At 40.6% G+C, this 19442-nt stretch carries 18 protein-coding genes; 2 read left to right on the top strand and 16 right to left on the bottom strand.

What is annotated here, in order from left to right; translation table 11 throughout:
• Positions 1-131: 131 nt before the first annotated feature.
• The 8 genes from fusA to fkpA all read right to left on the bottom strand — a co-directional run bounded on the left by fusA (position 132) and on the right by fkpA (position 6302).
• Positions 132-2258 (bottom strand): elongation factor G, encoded by a 2127-nt coding sequence (fusA, locus tag PR800_RS19225; protein ID WP_102138914.1) that lies wholly within the window; start codon positions 2256-2258, stop codon positions 132-134.
• Positions 2259-2347: 89 nt separating this feature from the next.
• Positions 2348-2818, bottom strand: coding sequence for a 30S ribosomal protein S7 (gene rpsG / locus PR800_RS19220; RefSeq protein WP_004262486.1), 471 nt, complete (start codon positions 2816-2818; stop codon positions 2348-2350).
• Positions 2819-2915: 97 nt separating this feature from the next.
• A complete protein-coding gene (rpsL, locus tag PR800_RS19215; protein ID WP_004265905.1) occupies positions 2916-3290 on the bottom strand; it encodes a 30S ribosomal protein S12 in 375 nt (124 codons plus the stop codon).
• Positions 3291-3426: 136 nt separating this feature from the next.
• Positions 3427-3714, bottom strand: a complete 288-nt coding sequence (gene tusB, locus PR800_RS19210; protein ID WP_102138913.1) for a sulfurtransferase complex subunit TusB — start codon at positions 3712-3714, stop codon at positions 3427-3429.
• Between the two features lie 57 nt (positions 3715-3771).
• Positions 3772-4101: a sulfurtransferase complex subunit TusC gene (gene tusC, locus PR800_RS19205; RefSeq protein WP_407072566.1), complete on the bottom strand. Its 330-nt coding sequence runs from the start codon at positions 4099-4101 to the stop codon at positions 3772-3774.
• Between the two features lie 54 nt (positions 4102-4155).
• Complete coding sequence (gene tusD / locus PR800_RS19200) at positions 4156-4560, bottom strand: sulfurtransferase complex subunit TusD (RefSeq protein WP_102138911.1); 405 nt, start codon at positions 4558-4560, stop codon at positions 4156-4158.
• Complete coding sequence (locus tag PR800_RS19195; protein ID WP_102138910.1) at positions 4557-5261, bottom strand: helix-turn-helix transcriptional regulator; 705 nt, start codon at positions 5259-5261, stop codon at positions 4557-4559. The genes tusD and PR800_RS19195 overlap by 4 nt, the downstream gene beginning before the upstream one ends.
• A 297-nt stretch (positions 5262-5558) precedes the next feature.
• Entirely contained in the window at positions 5559-6302 is a 744-nt protein-coding gene (gene fkpA, locus PR800_RS19190) for an FKBP-type peptidyl-prolyl cis-trans isomerase (protein WP_102138909.1), read from the bottom strand.
• A gap of 244 nt (positions 6303-6546) precedes the next feature.
• Here fkpA and PR800_RS19185 point away from each other — a divergent pair, with 244 nt between their 5' ends.
• On the top strand, positions 6547-6768 hold the full coding sequence (locus PR800_RS19185; protein ID WP_004262507.1) for a SlyX family protein: 222 nt from the start codon (positions 6547-6549) through the stop codon (positions 6766-6768).
• 80 nt (positions 6769-6848) lie between these two features.
• Here the strand turns inward: PR800_RS19185 and slyD are convergent, their stop codons facing one another.
• The 4 genes from slyD to kefG all read right to left on the bottom strand — a co-directional run bounded on the left by slyD (position 6849) and on the right by kefG (position 10116).
• Complete coding sequence (gene slyD, locus PR800_RS19180) at positions 6849-7454, bottom strand: peptidylprolyl isomerase (protein ID WP_004262508.1); 606 nt, start codon at positions 7452-7454, stop codon at positions 6849-6851.
• Between the two features lie 86 nt (positions 7455-7540).
• Positions 7541-7744 carry a YheV family putative zinc ribbon protein gene (locus PR800_RS19175; RefSeq protein WP_102138906.1) on the bottom strand — a complete coding sequence of 68 codons (204 nt, stop codon included), beginning with the start codon at positions 7742-7744 and terminating at the stop codon, positions 7541-7543.
• A gap of 9 nt (positions 7745-7753) precedes the next feature.
• Complete coding sequence (gene kefB / locus PR800_RS19170) at positions 7754-9562, bottom strand: glutathione-regulated potassium-efflux system protein KefB (protein WP_195698090.1); 1809 nt, start codon at positions 9560-9562, stop codon at positions 7754-7756.
• The gene (gene kefG / locus PR800_RS19165) at positions 9562-10116 is read right to left on the bottom strand and encodes a glutathione-regulated potassium-efflux system ancillary protein KefG (RefSeq protein ID WP_272531252.1); all 555 of its coding nucleotides are present in this window, start codon (positions 10114-10116) and stop codon (positions 9562-9564) included. Before kefG ends, kefB begins: the two co-directional genes overlap by 1 nt.
• A 222-nt stretch (positions 10117-10338) precedes the next feature.
• Between kefG and PR800_RS19160 the strand changes: the two genes are divergently transcribed.
• Positions 10339-12264: an ABC transporter ATP-binding protein gene (locus PR800_RS19160; RefSeq protein ID WP_206276871.1), complete on the top strand. Its 1926-nt coding sequence runs from the start codon at positions 10339-10341 to the stop codon at positions 12262-12264.
• A gap of 160 nt (positions 12265-12424) precedes the next feature.
• Here the strand turns inward: PR800_RS19160 and PR800_RS19155 are convergent, their stop codons facing one another.
• From PR800_RS19155 to PR800_RS19140, 4 genes are all read right to left on the bottom strand, one after another.
• The gene (locus tag PR800_RS19155; protein ID WP_166265877.1) at positions 12425-13666 is read right to left on the bottom strand and encodes an HlyD family efflux transporter periplasmic adaptor subunit; all 1242 of its coding nucleotides are present in this window, start codon (positions 13664-13666) and stop codon (positions 12425-12427) included.
• A complete protein-coding gene (locus PR800_RS19150; RefSeq protein ID WP_206276873.1) occupies positions 13653-15890 on the bottom strand; it encodes a type I secretion system permease/ATPase in 2238 nt (745 codons plus the stop codon). Before PR800_RS19150 ends, PR800_RS19155 begins: the two co-directional genes overlap by 14 nt.
• 14 nt (positions 15891-15904) lie before the next feature.
• Complete coding sequence (locus PR800_RS19145; protein ID WP_206276872.1) at positions 15905-17149, bottom strand: TolC family protein; 1245 nt, start codon at positions 17147-17149, stop codon at positions 15905-15907.
• A 183-nt stretch (positions 17150-17332) separates the two neighbouring features.
• A partial coding sequence (locus tag PR800_RS19140) for an Ig-like domain-containing protein (RefSeq protein ID WP_272531251.1) occupies positions 17333-19442 on the bottom strand: 2110 nt, incomplete at its 5' end.

Genomic DNA, 19442 nt, shown 5'->3' with positions numbered 1-19442 from the left:
AATAGTACCAACGTTAACGTGCGGTTTTGAACGTTCAAATTTTTCTTTAGACACGACTCTATTCCTTATGGAGTTCCCTCTTCACGATAAAGAAGGAACTTAAATTAAAGTAGTTAACCGATAAAAATCGATTATTTAGCGTTACGAGCTTCGATTACAGCTTGTGCAACGTTGTTTGGTGCTTCATTGTACTTCAGGAACTCCATAGAGTATGAAGCACGACCTTGTGTCTGAGAACGCAGGTCAGTAGCATAACCGAACATTTCTGACAATGGTACTTGTGCACGAACGACTTTACCAGTAGGCAGGTCATCCATACCTTCAATCATACCACGACGACGGTTCAGGTCACCAATAACATCACCCATGTAGTCTTCTGGTGTTTCCACTTCAACTTTCATGATTGGCTCAAGCAGAACTGGTTTAGCTTTTTTGAAGCCATCTTTAAACGCGATTGAAGCCGCAAGTTTAAACGCCAATTCAGAGGAGTCAACATCATGGTAAGAACCGAAATGTAAACGAACACCCATGTTAACAACCGGGTAACCAGCTAATGGACCAGATTTCAGCTGTTCTTGGATACCTTTGTCAACTGCAGGGATGTATTCAGTTGGAATCACACCACCTTTGATGTCGTTGGCAAATTCGTAATCCATTTGAACGCCGTCTTTATCGTTTTTGTTCAGTGGGAACATATCGATAACGACATGACCGTACTGACCACGACCACCAGACTGTTTCGCGTGTTTACCTTCGATATCAGTCACTTTCATAGTGATTGCTTCACGGTAAGCAACTTGAGGTTTACCAACGTTCGCTTCAACTTTAAATTCACGACGCATACGGTCAACCAGAACGTCCAAGTGCAATTCACCCATACCAGCGATGATAGTCTGATTAGTCTCTTCATCACTTGATACGCGGAATGATGGGTCTTCTTGAGCCAAGCGGCCTAATGCGATACCCATTTTTTCTTGGTCAGCTTTAGTTTTTGGTTCAATTGCAACAGAGATTACTGGCTCTGGGAATTCCATACGCTCCAGGATGATTGGTGCATCAACAGCACATAAAGTATCACCTGTAGTTACGTCTTTCAGACCGATTGCAGCCGCGATGTCACCAGCGCGAACTTCTTTGATCTCTTCACGTTTGTTAGCGTGCATCTGTACGATACGGCCAAAACGTTCTTTTTTCGATTTCACTGCGTTCAGAACTGTGTCACCTGAGTTAACAACACCAGAGTAAACACGGAAGAACGTTAAGTTACCAACGAATGGGTCAGTTGCAATTTTAAATGCTAATGATGAGAATGGCTCATCATCACTTGCGTGACGCTCTGCAGGTGTGTCTTTACCGTCATCCAGAATACCATTGATTGCAGGTACATCTGTTGGCGCAGGTAAGTAATCAACCACCGCATCCAGCATCGCCTGAACACCTTTGTTCTTAAATGCAGAACCACAGGTAACCAGGATAATTTCGCTTGCAAGAACACGTTGACGTAATGCAGCTTTAATTTCTGCTTCAGTCAGTTCTTCACCGCCCAGATATTTTTCCATCAGTTCTTCTGATGCTTCTGCTGCGGTTTCGATCAGGTTGTTGTGCCACTCTTCAGCTGCTTCTTGCATGCTCGCAGGGATATCTTCGTATTCGAAGGTAACGCCCTGGTCTTCATCGCTCCACTTAATTGCTTTCATTTTCAGCAAGTCAACAACACCTGTGAACGCTTCTTCTGCGCCGACTGGTAATTGCAGTGGAACTGCGTTAGCTGCTAAACGTGATTTTAATTGCTCAACAACACGTAAGAAGTTCGCACCCATACGGTCCATTTTGTTAACGAACGCGATACGTGGAACTTTATATTTGTTAGCCTGACGCCATACAGTTTCAGACTGTGGCTGAACACCACCAACTGCACAGTAAACCATTACTGCGCCATCAAGAACACGCATAGAACGTTCTACTTCGATTGTGAAGTCAACGTGTCCCGGGGTGTCGATGATGTTGATACGGTGTGGCTCATACTGTTTTGCCATACCAGACCAGAATGCAGTAGTCGCTGCAGATGTGATAGTAATACCACGCTCTTGCTCCTGCTCCATCCAGTCCATTGTTGCAGAACCTTCGTGAGTTTCACCAATTTTATGGTTTACACCAGTATAGAACAGAATACGTTCAGAAGTTGTGGTTTTACCGGCGTCGATGTGTGCACTGATACCGATATTACGATAACGTGCTATGGGCGTTTGACGGGCCATTTTTTCCTCTCTCGTGGGCGTTCAATGCTTCATATAAAGGGTAGCAAATGGCTACCCTGAGATACATCACTAATGTAGGTAAGAAATAATTACCAACGGTAGTGTGCGAACGCCTTGTTAGCTTCTGCCATACGGTGAACGTCTTCACGTTTCTTAACAGCGGAACCTTTGTTCTCAGCAGCGTCTGATAATTCATTTGCCAGGCGAAGTGCCATAGATTTATCACCGCGTTTACGAGCAGCATCAACGATCCAACGCATTGCCAGGGCATTACGACGAACCGGGCGAACTTCAACTGGAACTTGGTAAGTTGAACCACCAACACGGCGGGATTTAACTTCCACAGTCGGACGCACGTTATCCAGTGCTAATTCGAATGCATCAAGTTCAGTTTTACCAGAACGCTGAGCAAGGGTCTCAAGTGCGTTATATACGATTGCTTCAGCAGTAGATTTTTTCCCGTCTACCATCAGGATATTTACAAATTTGGCCAGTAATTCTGATCCGAACTTAGGATCTGGAAGAATTTTACGTTGACCTATTACGCGACGACGTGGCATGGATATGACTCCGTTGTTAATTCAGGTTTGTCCAAAACTCTACGAGAGTATTTTGACATTAAGATTAAAATGTTTGGCCTTACTTAACGGAAATCCATTAAGCCTTAGGTTTCTTCGCGCCGTATTTAGAACGAGCTTGCTTACGGTCTTTAACACCAGAACAGTCCAGTGCACCGCGAACGGTGTGATAACGCACACCTGGTAAGTCTTTAACACGACCACCACGGATAAGGATAACGGAGTGCTCCTGCAAGTTGTGGCCTTCACCACCGATGTAGGAAGAAACTTCGAAACCGTTAGTTAAACGAACACGGCATACTTTACGTAATGCTGAGTTTGGTTTCTTAGGAGTGGTAGTATATACACGAGTACATACGCCACGTTTTTGCGGGCAAGCTTCCAGTGCTGGAACGTTGCTTTTAACAACTTTCGAGCTACGAGATTTGCGTACCAGCTGATTAATAGTTGCCATTATTAAAAAAGCTCCTGGTTTTATTGCTTCGTAAACACGGATTTTGACCTCGTTCGCCAACATGACGATACACGAGGACGCGAAATTTTATTGCTGACTGGCTCAGGTGTCAAGAAATATACAACTTTTAATGCCTTTATATGGCAAAATGTTGTTTTTGGACTTCTGTTAGCTTCACAAAACCTTGATATGTGATCACAGAAACTGTGGTTGAGAGGGTATTTTGCAACCCGCGAGCGTTGATGTCGACATCCAAAGCGTACAGCTGCGCGCCTGTTTTTTGTAATGCAGCAAGAAAAGGCGACTGTGCGACTGCCGCAACCACGCCATCCTGCATCAGTAAAACTACGTCTTCAGCCGTAATAAAACCTAGCATCGCAGAAAAATCACATTTAAATGGAGATGTTGCTAATGTATACAGCATAGAAAAGATCCTACTATAGATCAAAACCTAACCCAAGCTCAAAATTCGCACAATAGATTAAAAATTAAGCACCACATCACATTCCGCTATTTTAGCTCTGATCTCTTTCTTGTTGAGAATTGTTGGAGTCACAACCCATTCACCATTCTCCCCCAACCCTCTTTCTTGTAGCGAAGCACTGCAGAGATAAATTTTTTCAATGTCATATAATGGCAATATTTTAAATGTAACGATGTAATCTCGGGCAAGCACTTCAGCAGGGTGTTGGTTTGCTAGAAGCTGGTAGACACCATCAGAGAGAAAAAACACCTGAATGTCTTCTGTCAGCGCTGAAGTTGCTAATAATGCATCTAGCCCTTCTCGGCCACTGGCATTTCCATGGGGCATGGTTGTAAAGACAAAAGCTATTTTTTTCACACGATACCTTGTATTGAGCTGTTCTTAGAATTGAATCGTTCGGTCTGTGGTTATCATCGCTTCAGCAAGGCTCCCTAACCCGCTCATGATAAAGCCCTCAGCAAGGTTAGCCGTTGGAAGAGATAAACTTTGCGCTTGTTCTTGGTCAACCACTCCTCGACGCAGCGCAGCGGAAACACAGATATGCATTTCACACCCAGATTGTTTTGCGAGTTCCTGCCAAGCTGGAACTAAATTAAATTCATCTGTTGCCGGTGATGTGAGCAGGTTCGCATTGAAAACACCATCACGATAAAAAAAGAGTGTTTTCAATATATGCCCTTCTTCAAGAAGGGCTTTGGCAAATTGATACGCACTTGCTGCTTGTTGTGTACCGTAAGCAGGGCCTGTCACAACTAAGCAGTAAGTTAACGAATTTATATTACTCATTCACCACTCTTGAATTGACGAATGTATAAGTAAACGGTGTGTTTAGAAATATTCAGGCGGTCTGCAACTTGGTTAATGGCATCTTTAATATCGAAAATACCTTTTTCGTATAAATTAAGGACCACTTGCTTGTTTTTCGCATTATTCGAAACATTACGGTCAGCGCCAACTTCTTCGATCGTATATTCCAATGTTTGCGCGACAAGATCATCAACTGAAGAGGCAAAATTCACATCTGAAGTGACTTCTTGTTTGGTTTCTGGAACAAACGATTGAATAATTTCAGAGAACGGCACATCTAGGTTCATATTAATGCATAGTAAGCCAATCACACGTTGCTTGCGGTTACGAATTGCAATAGTCACGGATTTCATTAAATCACCGCTTTTTGCTTTCGTAAAATAAGCCTTCGATACATTCGATTCTTCGTCTGCCATATCATGCAGCATTCTCAACGCAAGGTCTGTTATCGGTGAGCCGATTTTACGCCCAGTGTGTTGGCCATTTGCGATTCTAACTGCAGAGCAGTTTAGGTCTTCTAAAGAGTGAAGAACAATTTCACAATGCCCACCGATTAGCATTGCCAGACCATCCACCGCGGCTTCATATGATTTTAAAATTTCATGGTCTGTCTCAGAAAAGGGTTGGTTATCCAATATGTTAATATCGCTGAGGTCGTGTGATTGTATAGAATCAGACATTTCAACATCATCCTTCTAATGTAAAAACTCATCCTGTTGACTAAAAAGGCGTTCATTATTCGACTATTTGGCCTTCATTACTTTGTTTGTAGCCAACAATTATGATGATAAAAAATAAAATAGAGTCTTCTGAAGTTAAAACTCCAAGACGTTGCCGTCAAGCGAATGAATGCAAGACAGTCTGTTTTATCACAAGTTTTAAACAATTTGAGAATTTTTTTGATGAGAAAGACAAAAAAGCCCAAGGCATGAATGCATTGGGCTCAAAAATACACTTAGCTAATGCTTAGTGAGTGCTTATTTCGCGGCAGGTTTGATATCTAATAATTCAACATCAAAGACTAATGTTGAATTTGCAGGGATACCCGGCACGCCATTTTCACCATAAGCTAATTCAGCAGGGATCACTAACTGCATTTTCCCGCCTTTTTTCAGGTTAACTAAACCTTCAGTCCAGCCTTTAATGACTGAGTTTAATGGAATAGTCAGTGGCTCGTTACGTGAATATGAGCTGTCGAATTCAGTACCGTCAATCAGTGAACCTTTATAGTGAACTACGACAGTTTCATCTGCTTTAGGTTTCGCACCTGTACCGTCTTTTTCAATTTTGTACAGTAAGCCAGATTTGGTTTTAACTACGCCTTTTTCTTTAGCGTATTTCTCGCGATACTCAGCACCTTTTTTCTCATTCGCTGCTGATTCGTCTTTCATTTTTTTGTCAGCTGCTTCTTTGACTTGGCCTTCAAATTGACGCAGGGTTTCTTCAACTTCTGCATCAGTCATTTTGCTTTTGCCGTTAAATGCATCTTGAACACCTGCCAGTAATTGAGCTTTGTCCAAATTAATACCGATTGTTTTCTGTTCTTCTAAAGAATTCTGCATGTAACGACCTAAAGATGCACCCAATGCATACGCATTACGCTCTTCTGCGTTTTTGAATGCGCTGCTTTGTGCTTTGGCTTCCGCTGCCATCACTTGCGGAGCAGCAAAAGTAAATGCTAGCGTAGTTGCTAAAAGGCTTGCCTTAAACAGTGATTTCATCCTAGTCTCCGATAACTTTTATTCGATTATATTCGAATAGCGAACTATTCGTTTTGTGGATAGGGCTCTTTAAGTTTAGACCCGTTATCCCATTGAGTATTAAAAAATATAAGAACTACTGAGACCACATTAACAAAAAGTCGTTTCATCGCCTATATCTTTAACTAAAACTTATCTGTTGATTTGTAATGTTCGGTTATTATGATGGTTTAATTACGATATAAACGCTTAAGGAGAGTCGAATATGGACTCATCTGATACATTTGAACAACGTTTGGAACTTTTAGAAAGTAAAGTTGCCTTTCAAGAACTGGCTATTGAGCAACTTAATCAGGTTATTACTGACCAGCAAATGCAAATGAGCCGCCTTCAAGAACACTTGCGCATTGTGGCTGAAAGACTGAAATCATCCCAAGATTCTCACTTAGCAAGACCTGAAGAAGAAACGCCGCCACCGCATTATTAATTTAGAATGCAAAACCATTGATTTTAAATGCAAAAAAGGAAGCTTTCGCTTCCTTTTTTTACAAACACTAATACCGCGTATTAGTGGCAGCCGCAACCGCCTTGTTTGTGACCATGTCCGTGGCCTTCACCGCCACCGCAGCAGCCGCCTTCTGAACCGTGGCTATGACCGCCACCACCACAGCAACCACCTTCGTGGTCGTGGTCATGGTCGTGACCGCCTGCACCATGGACGTGGCCATGTGCAATTTCTTCTTCTGTTGCTTCACGGATAGCCATGATTTCAACATTAAATTTCAGGTTTTGGCCTGCTAACATGTGGTTACCGTCAACGATAACTTCATCACCTTCGATACCGGTGATTTCAACAGGAACAGGGCCCATGTCAGTGTCAGCTAAGAAACGCATGCCCACTTCTAGCTCATCAACGCCCATAAATACATCTTTAGGAACACGTTGAACTAAGTTGTCATCGTATTGACCATATGCGTCATCTGAAGCTACTTCAACATCGAAGTTTTCGCCTACAGAACGGCCTTCTAATGCTTTTTCTAAACCTGAAATTAAAGACCCACGACCATGCAAATAGTCCATTGGTGCGCTTGCTGGTGATTCATCAACTAAAACACCGTCTTCTGTTCTTACTTGATAAGCCAAGCTGACCACCAAGTCTTTTGCTACTTTCATGACATCTCCTACTACCCGTAAGGGAAAAATTTTTGCCAATTGTACCGAAAAACTATGATGATGTATTGAGAATTGACAAATTTCTATTATTCAGGTGTAAAAATTCCAATAACCTGCTCTTTTTGTCTAACATGCCCCGTTGCTTCATCCCCTGCTTGGCGCTGTTGGTCACCGCAATTGACACACTCGACAACATCAATTTTATCTTCACGCCACATCATTAAAGTGTCTTGTGACTTGCATTTAGGGCAAGTCGCCCCTGCAATAAAGCGTTTACGTGTTGAAGACATTTCTAACCCTTACTGTTCATTATTCCAGCTATGAGGCTGGCGATGCTCTCGTTGCATTTCTTTTTCAAAGAGCTCATTAAGTTCACGGCGCGCCTCTTTAATGCGTGAAATTTGCCCGCTATCACTATTTTCATTTTCAGGGTAGATATCCCTGAGCATTTTCATGTCTAAACGGCGGAAATGCTGTTTGGCACGATAGGCTTTATGAGGATGCATTCCTGTGCTAACAAGAGCTTTACTACCTAATTCAAGCGCACTTGAGAATGTTTCACGGCTGAAATCAGTGACCCCACATTGTAATAGCTCATGTGCCTCAAGACGACCTTTAGCGCGTGCAATAATATGCAAGTTAGGGAAATTTTCTTGGCAAATTTGCACAATTTCCATCACTTCTTCTGGCACATCACTGGTGATCACAATTGACTTCGCTTTATCTGCTCCTGCGGAACGCAATAACTGCAGTTCACGCGCATCACCATAATATACGGTATAGCCGTAGCGGCGCATGGTACCAATTGCTGTAACATCTTGTTCTAGCACGGTGATTTTAACCTTGTTAGCCATCAATAAGCGGCCAACCACCTGCCCCATGCGGCCAAAACCGACCAAAATAACATGCGGGTCATTGTCTTCCACAAACGGTTTTTCACTCGAGGCTGGTTGTTGATTATAACGGTAGTTCAAATAGGCATCTATCAGCTGCATCACAAGTGGCGTAGTCATCATGGAAAGTGTGACAACCACCAGCAGTAAGTCCATTTGCCATTCATTAATCACACTTGCCCCAAAGGCAGTTCCATAGATCACAAAAGCAAATTCACCACCTTGGCTAAGTACCCCGGAAAATTGCGCTCTTGCACCATTTCGAAGCCTAGCCGCTAAACTCAGGCCGTAAAGTACCAACGCTTTGACTCCGACTAATACTGCAACGGCAATCAATACTTGTGGTAAATAGGCCCATAGCACATCTAAATTTAATGACATACCTACTGAAATAAAAAATAGCCCCAGTAATAACCCTTTAAATGGCTCGATATTAATTTCCAGTTCATGGCGAAACTCTGTTTCCGCTAACATGACCCCTGCCATAAAGGTGCCCAGTGCCATAGAAAACCCAAGGCTTTCCATAATAAGTGCGGAGCCTAATACCACCAGTAATGCTGCAGCCGTAAAAATTTCATGGACGCCAGATTTAGCGGCAAGCCTGAACATCGGTCGTAATAAATAGCGGCCAACTACCCATAAGCCTGCGAATGCTACTATTTTCAAGCCAATTTTTTGCCAATCACTGGTTGCGGAGTCCCCGGCTAACAATGGGATCAGCGCCATAATAGGAATAACGGCCATATCTTGAAATAACAAAACAGAGAAACCAAGTTGCCCGCTTTCTTTATTAGACATCCCTTTTTCGTTCATCAACTGAAGTGCCATTGCCGTTGAAGACATCGCCATTCCTAATCCACCGACAATGGCGGCTTGCCAAGAGAATTTGGCTAAAAATAACAATGACGCCATGATAGCAGCGGTCACAACCACTTGAAGCGTACCAACACCAAAAATCGAGCGCCTAAGTTCCCATAATTTAGAAGGTTTGAGCTCTAAACCAATGAGAAACATCAGGAACACCACCCCCATTTCGGAGAAGTGTAAAATATCATCAACATTACGAATAAAGCCGAAAACAAATGGCCCAATCATGATCCCTGCAAGCAAATACCCAAGCACAGCACCTAAGCGGATTTTTTGTGCGATCGGCACCATTATTACCCCTGCACAGAGGAAAATAATAACGGACTCAAATAGCCCCAGTTCTGACATTAGGATAACCCTCCCGCGCCTAGTGGTTGTTGCATCCATTGGCGGTAGTCATCAATAAGCTGTTCAAAGCGTTCTTTCGGCTGCCGACGTGCTGCATAAATAATGGTTGGTTCCAGCCACTGCATATCACACATTAATGCGGTCAATTCAAATGGGCGAAGTATTTCCGTGAGTAGGTAATGGTTATACCCATCATGTTGGTAAGCGTGAATGGGCTCTCCGGTGGTGATCACCGAGCGCCAGTATTTGCCTTTTAATTTTTGATACCCCACGTCGGTAGCAAAACGGCGAGTTAACACGCGGTCAAACCACTCTTTCAACAATGCAGGGCAACTATAAGTATAAAGGGGATGCTGAAAAACAATGATATCGTGCTGGCACAATAATTTTTGTTCCGCGGTAACATCAATAAAATAATCTGGATAAATTGCGTATAAATCGTGCACAGTTACATGGTCAAAATCATGTATAGCACCCAGTAACGCCTTATTAGCCATAGATTCGTCGGGGTCCGGGTGAGCGTAGACCACTAGCACTTTCGGTGTATTTGACATCTTTCCCTCCTCAAAGGCGTGTCAGACGGAACATTTTCCGTTACCATGCAGCCTGCTATACTCGTTATACTTCACGTTGCTGTGTTGTTGACTACGCGCATTCGCACTAGTCACCTGCTTAAGTAGGCTCCTAGCGACTCATTTGCTTGTCGCCTAACAGCACCGTGAATTATTTAGAGTATATACGTTGATAATTTAACATATTTTTAATAGACGGTTGCTATGATTGTTTTCTCTTCACTCCAAATTCGCCGAGGTGTTCGTGTCCTGCTGGACAATGCCACTGCGACTATTAACCCCGGCCAAAAAGTTGGTTTAGTGGGTAAAAACGGCTGCGGTAAATCGACGCTTCTTGCGTTATTAAAAGGCGAATTACAAGCTGAAGCAGGTTCTGCAACCTTTCCAAGCAATTGGTCTATGGCATGGGTTAACCAAGAAACGCCAGCTCTCGATGTGCCAGCGCTTGAGTATGTGATTGATGGAGACCGCGAGTTCCGCGCTCTAGAACAAAAACTTCAGCAAGCCAATGAAAAAAATGATGGCCATGCCATTGCTGCCGTACATGGGCAACTTGATGCCATTGATGCATGGACTATCCGTTCTCGCGCATCCAGTTTGCTACATGGTTTAGGTTTCAGCCAAGCACAGCTAGATTCCCCAGTAAAATCATTTTCCGGTGGATGGCGAATGCGTTTGAACTTGGCGCAGGCTTTGTTATGCCGCTCAGATTTGTTGCTGCTCGATGAGCCGACCAACCACCTTGATTTAGATGCAGTAATTTGGTTAGAAAAATGGTTGAAAAGCTACCAAGGCACCCTGATTTTGATTTCCCATGATAGGGATTTCCTCGACCCGATTATTGATAAAGTCCTGCATATCGAACAAGAAACGATGTTTGAATACACGGGTAACTACTCGTCATTTGAACGCCAACGCGCAACAAAGCTCGCTCAACAGCAAGCGTTATATGAAAGCCAACAAGCCAAAGCGGCGCATTTACAAAGTTATATTGACCGCTTTAGAGTGCAAGCCACCAAAGCCAAACAAGCACAAAGCCGTATTAAGATGCTTGAAAGAATGGAAATGGTCGCTCCGGCTCATGTGGATAACCCATTTCATTTTTCATTCCGTAAACCAGAAAGCTTACCGAATCCATTATTAAAAATGGAAAAAGTCAGCGCTGGCTATGGTGAAAAAGTCATTTTGCAATCCATCAAACTGAACTTAGTACCGGGTTCACGCATTGGCCTATTGGGGCGCAATGGCGCGGGTAAATCAACTTTAATCAAAATGTTAGCGGGTGATTTACCACCATTGCAGGGAGAAATCGCCCTCGCAAAAGGGATTAAACTCGGTTATTTCGCTCAGCACCAATTAGAGTATTTACACCCTGAAGAGTCACCTTTGCAGCATCTTGCCCGCCTTGCACCAGAGCAAACTGAGCAGCAGTTACGTGACTATTTAGGTGGTTTCGGTTTTAAAGGTGACCAAGTTACTGACCCAAGCGGCCGTTTCTCTGGCGGTGAAAAGGCCCGCTTAGTACTCGCTTTAATCGTCTGGCAACGCCCAAATTTACTGCTACTCGATGAGCCAACTAACCACTTGGACTTAGATATGCGCCAAGCACTTACCGAAGCCTTAATGGCCTTCGAAGGGGCTTTAGTTGTCGTTTCCCATGATAGGCATTTACTGCGCACCACCACCGATGAACTGTATTTAGTCCATGGCGGTTCTGTCGAGCAATTTGACGGTGATTTAGAAGATTACCAACAATGGCTAGCTGAGCAAAATAAGCTCGAATTACAGCAAGTTCGTGATCAACAAGAGAAAGACAAGCCAGCAGCCGCGGCAACGGTTACAGCACAAGATAGAAAAGATCAAAAACGTCGTGAAGCTGAATTTCGTCAGTTAACTCAGCCTATCCGTAAAAAAATTACGGAATTGGAAAAGCAGATGGATAAACACTCCAACGCGCTGAGTGAGCTAGAAGCAAAACTTTCTGATGCTTCCATTTATGAACAAGATAAGAAAGCTGAATTGACGGAATGTTTGAAAAAACAAACTGAACATAAAGCCGCGCTTGAAGATGTCGAAATGGAGTGGATGGATTTGCAGGAACAGTTAGAAACCATGACCAGTGAGTCATGAAGCATTACCCTGATATTTAGTTTGAGTAAGATGAGAGCTTAATAATGCTCTCATCTTGTCTTGTTGCGTATTCCGCTGAGTCATATATAACACAACACACGGAAATATAACTAAAATACTATTATTTTGTTATAAAAATAATATCGTTGACGTATGGAATTTATCTTTCGGTTAATGCCTGCTTCATCCGTGTGATCGGCTTAATAAGGTAATCAAAAACACTTTTCTCACCCGTTTTAATATCAACGGAAGCAATCATTCCAGGAATGATATCCATTTTATTGTTATTTTTATCGAGTAAGTAATTCGTTTCTGTTTCAACAATAATACGATAAAACGTTTCTTCTTGATTTAATTTTAAATCATTACGCTGATTGTTATTACTTAAAGTGTCAGGGCTGATCAATTTTACAGTCCCTTTTAACCCACCATAAATAGCATAGTCATAAGCGGTTATTTTTACTACTGCAGGCATCTCTGGTCTTAAAAAAGCAACATCTTGTGGCCGAATATAAGCCTCAACCATTAATTTGTCATCTAATGGAATAATTTCTAAGATATCTTGCCCGGTATTAACAACGCCACCCACTGTCGTGATTTTAATATTTTTCACGATACCACGTACAGGTGCGTGAATCTCTGAACGTATAACATGATCTTCACGCATGCCCATATTTTCTTTGGCTTGAGCAAGCTCAGAACCAACACGAATTAATTCCTCATTCGCCTCTGCAATATAATTATTTTCACGCTCATTAATTTGTGTTGCTAGCTCAACAGACTGTCTTTCCATGCGTAACACTTCCACATGAGATACCAAGCCTTCTTTGGCTAAAGGTCGAGTGATTGCAATTTCTCTATCTAATAAGTTTTTACTTTGTCTTAAACCCGCAATAGCTTCGTCTCTTTGCCTTTTTTTTGCATTAAATGCATTCATTTCACGTTCCACTAACTTTTGGTCATTGACTGCCGAAAAGTCAGGTTCTTCATTACGTGATTCACTATATAATCGGATATATATTGCTTCTAAATTTTGTACCTTCGCTTGGCTTTCCCGCAAGACTGCCATACTTCTTGCATCATCTAACTTGAGAAGAATTTGCCCTTTTTCAACGATATCACCTTCTTTAACAAACATTTCTTCAATATTACCGGGATCGATACTTTGAATGACTTGTTCACGACTACTAGGAATAATCGTTCCCTGGCCTCGAATTATCTCTTCTAAATCACTGAAATAAGCCCAAATAATAAAAACAGTCAATAACAGTGCTAAGAATAGGATCGGAAGAAACAGTAATGTATGGCGCTCTTTTTTCATCACTGATTGTAAATCATGTGAAAAATCATGAGATTGATAACTGTTTTTGCTCCTCTCGGAAGATTGCTTATGCTTGTTCATGTTCAACCTTCCCTTCATGTTGTTTTATAGCGTGTCTAACCTGTGAAACAATACGAACTTGTGGCACAGCTGGGCGCTGAACTCTCGGTTTATCTGTGTTCACTGCTTTTTCTATATCATCTTTCTTTTCTAATGTTTTAAGCACCGAATCTTTAGGGCCATCTAGTACAATTCGGCCATTATCAACAACAATAATACGATCGACTAAACTCAAAATAGGTAATTTATGTGTCACAACAATAAGTGTTTTATTTTTTGTCCATTCACCAATAGCCGCTAGTACGTCTTTTTCCGTTTCAACATCAATTCCTGTAGTTGGCTCATCTAATAAAACAACTTGTGGATTATGCAATGTCAGTTGTACTAAAGAGACAATTTGCTTTTGGCCGCCAGAAAGACCTAAGCCATCTTCACCTAGTGGCATATCTAAGCCAGCCGGATGTTGGCGAATAATTTTATCTAAATGAAAACGCTGCAACGCATGAATTAAGTCGTCATCAGAGGAATAACCGTCAAGGCGGGCAAGGTCTAGATTTTCACGCAATGAACCAAAAAATAACCGTGGTTTCTGTGTTAACATCGCCAATTTACTTCTTAAGTAAATAGGGTCTATTTGGCGAATATCTATATCATCTAAAAATATATTGCCTTCTTGCTGCTCATATAGCCCAGTTAATAATTTTAAAAGGGTGCTTTTTCCACCGCCGATTTTGCCTAAAATGGCCACTTTTTCTCCAGCAGCAATATTTAAATTAATATCTTCCAAGGCTGGTTGGCTATCTTTATTATAACGATAGCTGACATTAGATAACGTCAACGCACCTCTAACGGAGGTTGGTGAAATATATTTTTTATGATCTTCGCGCTCAATTGGACGTTCAAAAATATTTTTAACACCATTTAACGCTGTCCGAGCAGATTGAAAACGCGTTGCTAAGCCTGCAATTTGTCCTAAAGGTGCTAATGCTCGCCCAGACAGTATTACACTAGCAATCAATCCCCCCATAGTAATGCGTGAGTCTACATCACTAGCATGGATCAAATAGGTACCAACAAAAACTAATGCAACAGTATTGATTTGTTGCATTCCCGCACTGAAATTCAACATAAAGTTGGTTAAATTACGGACCTTTATGGATGCGAATGCCGTTTTCTCTGTTAATATTTCCCACCGCTGTTGAGCCCAATTGACTGCATTGTTCAACTTTAACGTTTCAATACCTTCGATAGCTTCAACGGCTAAACCCTGTCTCTGAGAGGTTTCTTTCATTGATGCATTAATGCCCTCAGCTAAAGGTTTTTGAATCAAAATACCAGCGATAATAACGATAGGAATAATAGTCAATGGAACTAATGCGAGATAACCGCCAATCATACTGATCACGCCAATGAACAACAGAATGAAAGGTAGGTCAACAAGCGCTATCAAGCTAGCACTCGTCATAAATTCTCGGATGGATTCAAAATCACGTAAATTATTTGCATAAGAGCCAGATGAAGATGGTTTTTTATCTAAGCGAATCCCCATTACTCGGTGAAATAACATAGCGCTTATTATGATATCAGCTTTTTTCCCAGCAATATCAAGAAGGTAACCCCTCAGCATTTTTGCTAAAAATTCAAAGCATATTGCTAGCAGAACACCTATCGATAATACCCATAATGTTTCATACGCTTGATTTGGGATCACTCTATCATAGACATTCATGACATATAGGGAGCTAATTAACGCCAAAACATTAATTACGAATGAAGCTACGATAACTTGATAATAATACTTTTTAAACTGCCAAATTATTTTCCAAAAATGATTTTTTTCGTATTTTTCAATTTCAGAACGGCTCTCAGATTTTATATTTCGTTTTATAAACCAACTATACCCTGAATAATTTTTTGATAGCATTTCAATGCTAATTGACTGACAAATTCCTTCTTTCGTTAAGATTTCAAAATAACGTTCATTATTGTTTTCTTCTATTTTATTAATAACAATAGACTCATTATTTTCAAGTAATATAATAAAAGGAACAGCAATAGTCGGGATAGTTTTTAAATCAATCTCAATCAACTGGTTATCGAATTGATGTGAATTTAACACGTTAACAAGAGAGGAGTAATCTATTGATTTATCAGCCTTTCTTTTTGTTTGAGATAGTAATACCTCTGGCAGGATCGCATACCCTAACCGCGCAGTAACTAGGGATATATTATTAATAATATTCATGTTATTTTTAGCACTTATTGATTCATCCATGCAGACATTTTTGCCTGCACACTAAGATAACTAAGTGTCGCGTCTCTAAAATCATTTTTCAAAGTGACTGCACTTGTCTGTATATTTGCTAACTCATTATAAGCATCTAATAAATCAATCAATGAACGACGGTTAATCGTAAATTGTTTTTCATAATTGCTGACAACTTTTTTTTGTTCCAAAATATAATTTTTAGCTATAGCTTCTTGTTCTTCACTTTTCATCATATTTATAGCTGCGGATTGGCTCATTTCTTCAATTTCACGAAATGTTATTTTAATTCGCTCATTGGATGCTAATAATGCATACTCTTTTTGTGCTTCACTATAATAACTAGCTTGGTCAAAGATATTCCAAGAAACACGTAAAAAAACCTCTTTATTATCAGGAGTTGCATTTATTTCTAAGTTTAGTGCAGGTTTTCTCATTGCACTTGCGACTTTAACATCTGCATCAAGGCTTTTTGCATCGGCAACCTGTGCTTTATAACTTGGGTTATTTTCCAGATTACTCTCTTGAAAGTTCCGTAAAATTTCAGTGCTATCAGTATTTCGAAACGGGTCAAGAAATTGATCTGCTAATAATTTTCTTTGCGTTAATATCGATAGCTGACTTAACGCTAAATTTAAATTCCGCTCTACTTCAGCTCGGTTCATCTCAACTTTCAAAGTACGTGCTTTAACTTGCGTTAATTCACTTGAACGACCAGGGTCATACTGAATTATCGTATTTAATTTCTCTAATATATGTTGATGACGAGCTAAGTTTTCATCAATGACAACAAGTGTTTCTTTATTTCTTAAAATAAGTAAATAAAGCTGACTAATTCGAACGCTTATATCTTCTTGTGAAAGAACATATTGATTCTCATAGTATTCTTGTTTGAATTTTTCTCTATCAACACCAGCCTCTATTCCTCCCCAAGCATAAACATTCATTGTTGTTTTCACTCCTGGATGAAACCCTGATTCCATAGAATTACTTTCATATTTATGATGTTGAGCAACTGGCTGTGTCCCCATCACACTTACCACTGGATAGTGCCCGGAGTTTGCCATTTTCACATTACTTTGTGCAGCTTGGTAATTCGCATGAGCTTCTTGAACTTCAGGCGTATTATATAAAGAATCTTTAAGTAAATTTCTCAATTCAATAACATCAGCTACTGTATTCACAGAGAATACACTCAATAAGAATATAGCCAGAATATTAAAAGCTCTTAATTTCATATTTTAAATATATGTCTATAAAGAAGGATGTAAATACATTTCAACCTATTAATATTAGGAATATTAATATTAATAAAATAAAGAGGCAGGGTTAACCAGCCTTATTACTCATTAACATTTCCATTCATATAAATATATTAAAATGTTGGGGGCATTATTTTTAATACCCCCATAATTATAATTTTAGATTATTGCAGCTTGGTTTTCTTGTAACGCATCTAACGATGAATTCATAAAACCACTCAAATTGGTTGATGCAATACTCCCATCAACATCCATTTCATGCAGCTCCATAGTATTTTCTTGTGAAAATAGCTTCAGTAATGAAAGGTCACTCGTGATTGGTGATACACTCGTAGACTCTTTAAGATCACTTATATTCACAGTAATTGAAGGTTGATAACTCGTACCGTCATTATCTGTTAGAGTTAAAGTAAACTCTTCTTTATCAACACCAACTGGGCGTGTTGTACTTGGTCGATAAGAGAAATCACCGAAGTTTTTCTCTCCTAAAGAAATTGAAAAGAGCCCACCAGCATTGGTCTTAATCGCGATTTCACCGTTACCGAAATCAGCCCAATTACTTTTATCATTTCCATCAAATGACACTGATTTATTTAATGGATCATATTTGTAAGTTATACCATCGACTTCAACACTAATTGATTTCATTCCATCTGCACCAAAGGTTAAAGATGAAGTTGCATCTTTACCTTTAGAAAAACTACTTTCAATGACATTTTCATTTGGCACATATTTACTCAAAATATTTCCTAAAGAGCTCATGTCTTTCAACACAATCACGTCACTCTGGTCATTATCAGTGCCATGTTTACCATCGAAAGCAACGGGTTTCAGATAATCTGAACCAGTTTTTCCATTATTGACAGTCACCATGTCTTGACCAATTCCGATTGCAACAGAACGAATTCCATTATCTACCAAAAATTCAGTCCACTTATCTTCACCAATATCGGTATAAGCACTTCCTGGAACATAATCTTGAGGTGACTGCTCACTTATTCCTGGATCATAAACATTATTCCCCATATTAGGTGTTCCATCACTAATAAAGAAGAAGGTATTATCAACAGATTGCTCCGTCACAGGACCTGTACCACTTGCTGGAAGATTATTATAACTATCTACGATTTGCTGTAATGCCGCGTCATAGTTAGTATTAACCCCAATATTTAAGCTATGTGATATCTTACCTTGATTACCTTTTAGACTATTGATCAAATCTTTAGCTTCATCCAAAGTAAACCAATGTGAAGTACCATGCGTTGTTTGTAATGATGGATTGATAACCGATGCTTCATCCGCAAAACCATTCAAACTTACACGAACATCACCTGAATCAGCACTATTTAAGCGCTCTTCATAGCTATTTAATAAACTCTCGATTGAATCTAGCGCGGCATCATAGCGTGTTTTTATCGCTGTTCTCGAACTTTCATCTGAAATTCCGCTATCCCTTTTCCCCATGCTGCTAGATAAGTCTAATGAAATAATTACATTCGCATAGAATGTATTATTAGTTGGGGCTTGCACCACGACTTCAACATTATCAGAGAATGGCTTATCATCATGAATAATAATTTCAGTATCAACAATATCTATGCCATTACTTAATCCAAAATCAATTTTGAGTGAATCTGTACCTGCAGGATGATCAACAAGGCCTTTCAAATCAATATGATAATCAACACTAGTTTGGCCATTTTCATTCTTGACATCTGTGACGGTAACAGAAATAACGTCTTTGCCTTCTGAGGTTTTGCCTACAAAGCCATCACTTGTTACTTCCCATATAACAGGTTTACCGCCTGATGTCAGAGTCGTTGTAGGCTCTGTGATTTTGAGATCCTGCTCTGTAGTCGGCTTATCATTAGGGTTTGCTAATATTATTGTCCCTGTTGTCACGGCTAAAGCACTATCCGCAGTTCCATCTGTTCTGAGCCCTTTTTCATAAACATCCACAACTGATGGTAATGATGGTGTAATTTCAATCGTTACTTCAGCTATGTTGGACACGTTGCCGTTTTTGTCTTTGACGGTGTAAGTGATGGTATCGGTGCCCACTTCACCACGATTTGGGGTGTAAACCAGTTTGCCATCGGCGTCGAATGTTGCCGTGCCTTTGGTGCCGTTAGTCACGATCACCGCAGTGCTTGGGTCGATATCGCCGTCTAAATCGGTGTCGTTGTGCAGCACATCGATTGTCACTGGCACACCGTCTTTGGTGACTCTGCTATCGTCGTTTGCTATTGGCGCGGCATCGATAGTGACG

The sequence above is a fragment of the Providencia sp. PROV205 genome (assembly GCF_028479505.1).
Classification (GTDB): Bacteria; Pseudomonadota; Gammaproteobacteria; order Enterobacterales; family Enterobacteriaceae; genus Providencia; species Providencia huaxiensis.
This window is presented reverse-complemented; position numbering and strand designations above follow the sequence as displayed.

What these genes read in the sequence shown, in the direction of transcription:
- fusA (WP_102138914.1), bottom strand. Translation starts at nt 2,258, where the DNA reads ATGGCCCGTCAAACGCCCATAGCACGTTATCGTAATATCGGTATCAGT.
- rpsG (WP_004262486.1), bottom strand. Translation starts at nt 2,818, where the DNA reads ATGCCACGTCGTCGCGTAATAGGTCAACGTAAAATTCTTCCAGATCCT.
- rpsL (WP_004265905.1), bottom strand. Translation starts at nt 3,290, where the DNA reads ATGGCAACTATTAATCAGCTGGTACGCAAATCTCGTAGCTCGAAAGTT.
- tusB (WP_102138913.1), bottom strand. Translation starts at nt 3,714, where the DNA reads ATGCTGTATACATTAGCAACATCTCCATTTAAATGTGATTTTTCTGCG.
- tusC (WP_407072566.1), bottom strand. Translation starts at nt 4,101, where the DNA reads ATGCCCCATGGAAATGCCAGTGGCCGAGAAGGGCTAGATGCATTATTA.
- tusD (WP_102138911.1), bottom strand. Translation starts at nt 4,560, where the DNA reads ATGAGTAATATAAATTCGTTAACTTACTGCTTAGTTGTGACAGGCCCT.
- PR800_RS19195 (WP_102138910.1), bottom strand. Translation starts at nt 5,261, where the DNA reads ATGTCTGATTCTATACAATCACACGACCTCAGCGATATTAACATATTG.
- fkpA (WP_102138909.1), bottom strand. Translation starts at nt 6,302, where the DNA reads ATGAAATCACTGTTTAAGGCAAGCCTTTTAGCAACTACGCTAGCATTT.
- PR800_RS19185 (WP_004262507.1), top strand. Translation starts at nt 6,547, where the DNA reads ATGGACTCATCTGATACATTTGAACAACGTTTGGAACTTTTAGAAAGT.
- slyD (WP_004262508.1), bottom strand. Translation starts at nt 7,454, where the DNA reads ATGAAAGTAGCAAAAGACTTGGTGGTCAGCTTGGCTTATCAAGTAAGA.
- PR800_RS19175 (WP_102138906.1), bottom strand. Translation starts at nt 7,744, where the DNA reads ATGTCTTCAACACGTAAACGCTTTATTGCAGGGGCGACTTGCCCTAAA.
- kefB (WP_195698090.1), bottom strand. Translation starts at nt 9,562, where the DNA reads ATGTCAGAACTGGGGCTATTTGAGTCCGTTATTATTTTCCTCTGTGCA.
- kefG (WP_272531252.1), bottom strand. Translation starts at nt 10,116, where the DNA reads ATGTCAAATACACCGAAAGTGCTAGTGGTCTACGCTCACCCGGACCCC.
- PR800_RS19160 (WP_206276871.1), top strand. Translation starts at nt 10,339, where the DNA reads ATGATTGTTTTCTCTTCACTCCAAATTCGCCGAGGTGTTCGTGTCCTG.
- PR800_RS19155 (WP_166265877.1), bottom strand. Translation starts at nt 13,666, where the DNA reads ATGAACAAGCATAAGCAATCTTCCGAGAGGAGCAAAAACAGTTATCAA.
- PR800_RS19150 (WP_206276873.1), bottom strand. Translation starts at nt 15,890, where the DNA reads ATGAATATTATTAATAATATATCCCTAGTTACTGCGCGGTTAGGGTAT.
- PR800_RS19145 (WP_206276872.1), bottom strand. Translation starts at nt 17,149, where the DNA reads ATGAAATTAAGAGCTTTTAATATTCTGGCTATATTCTTATTGAGTGTA.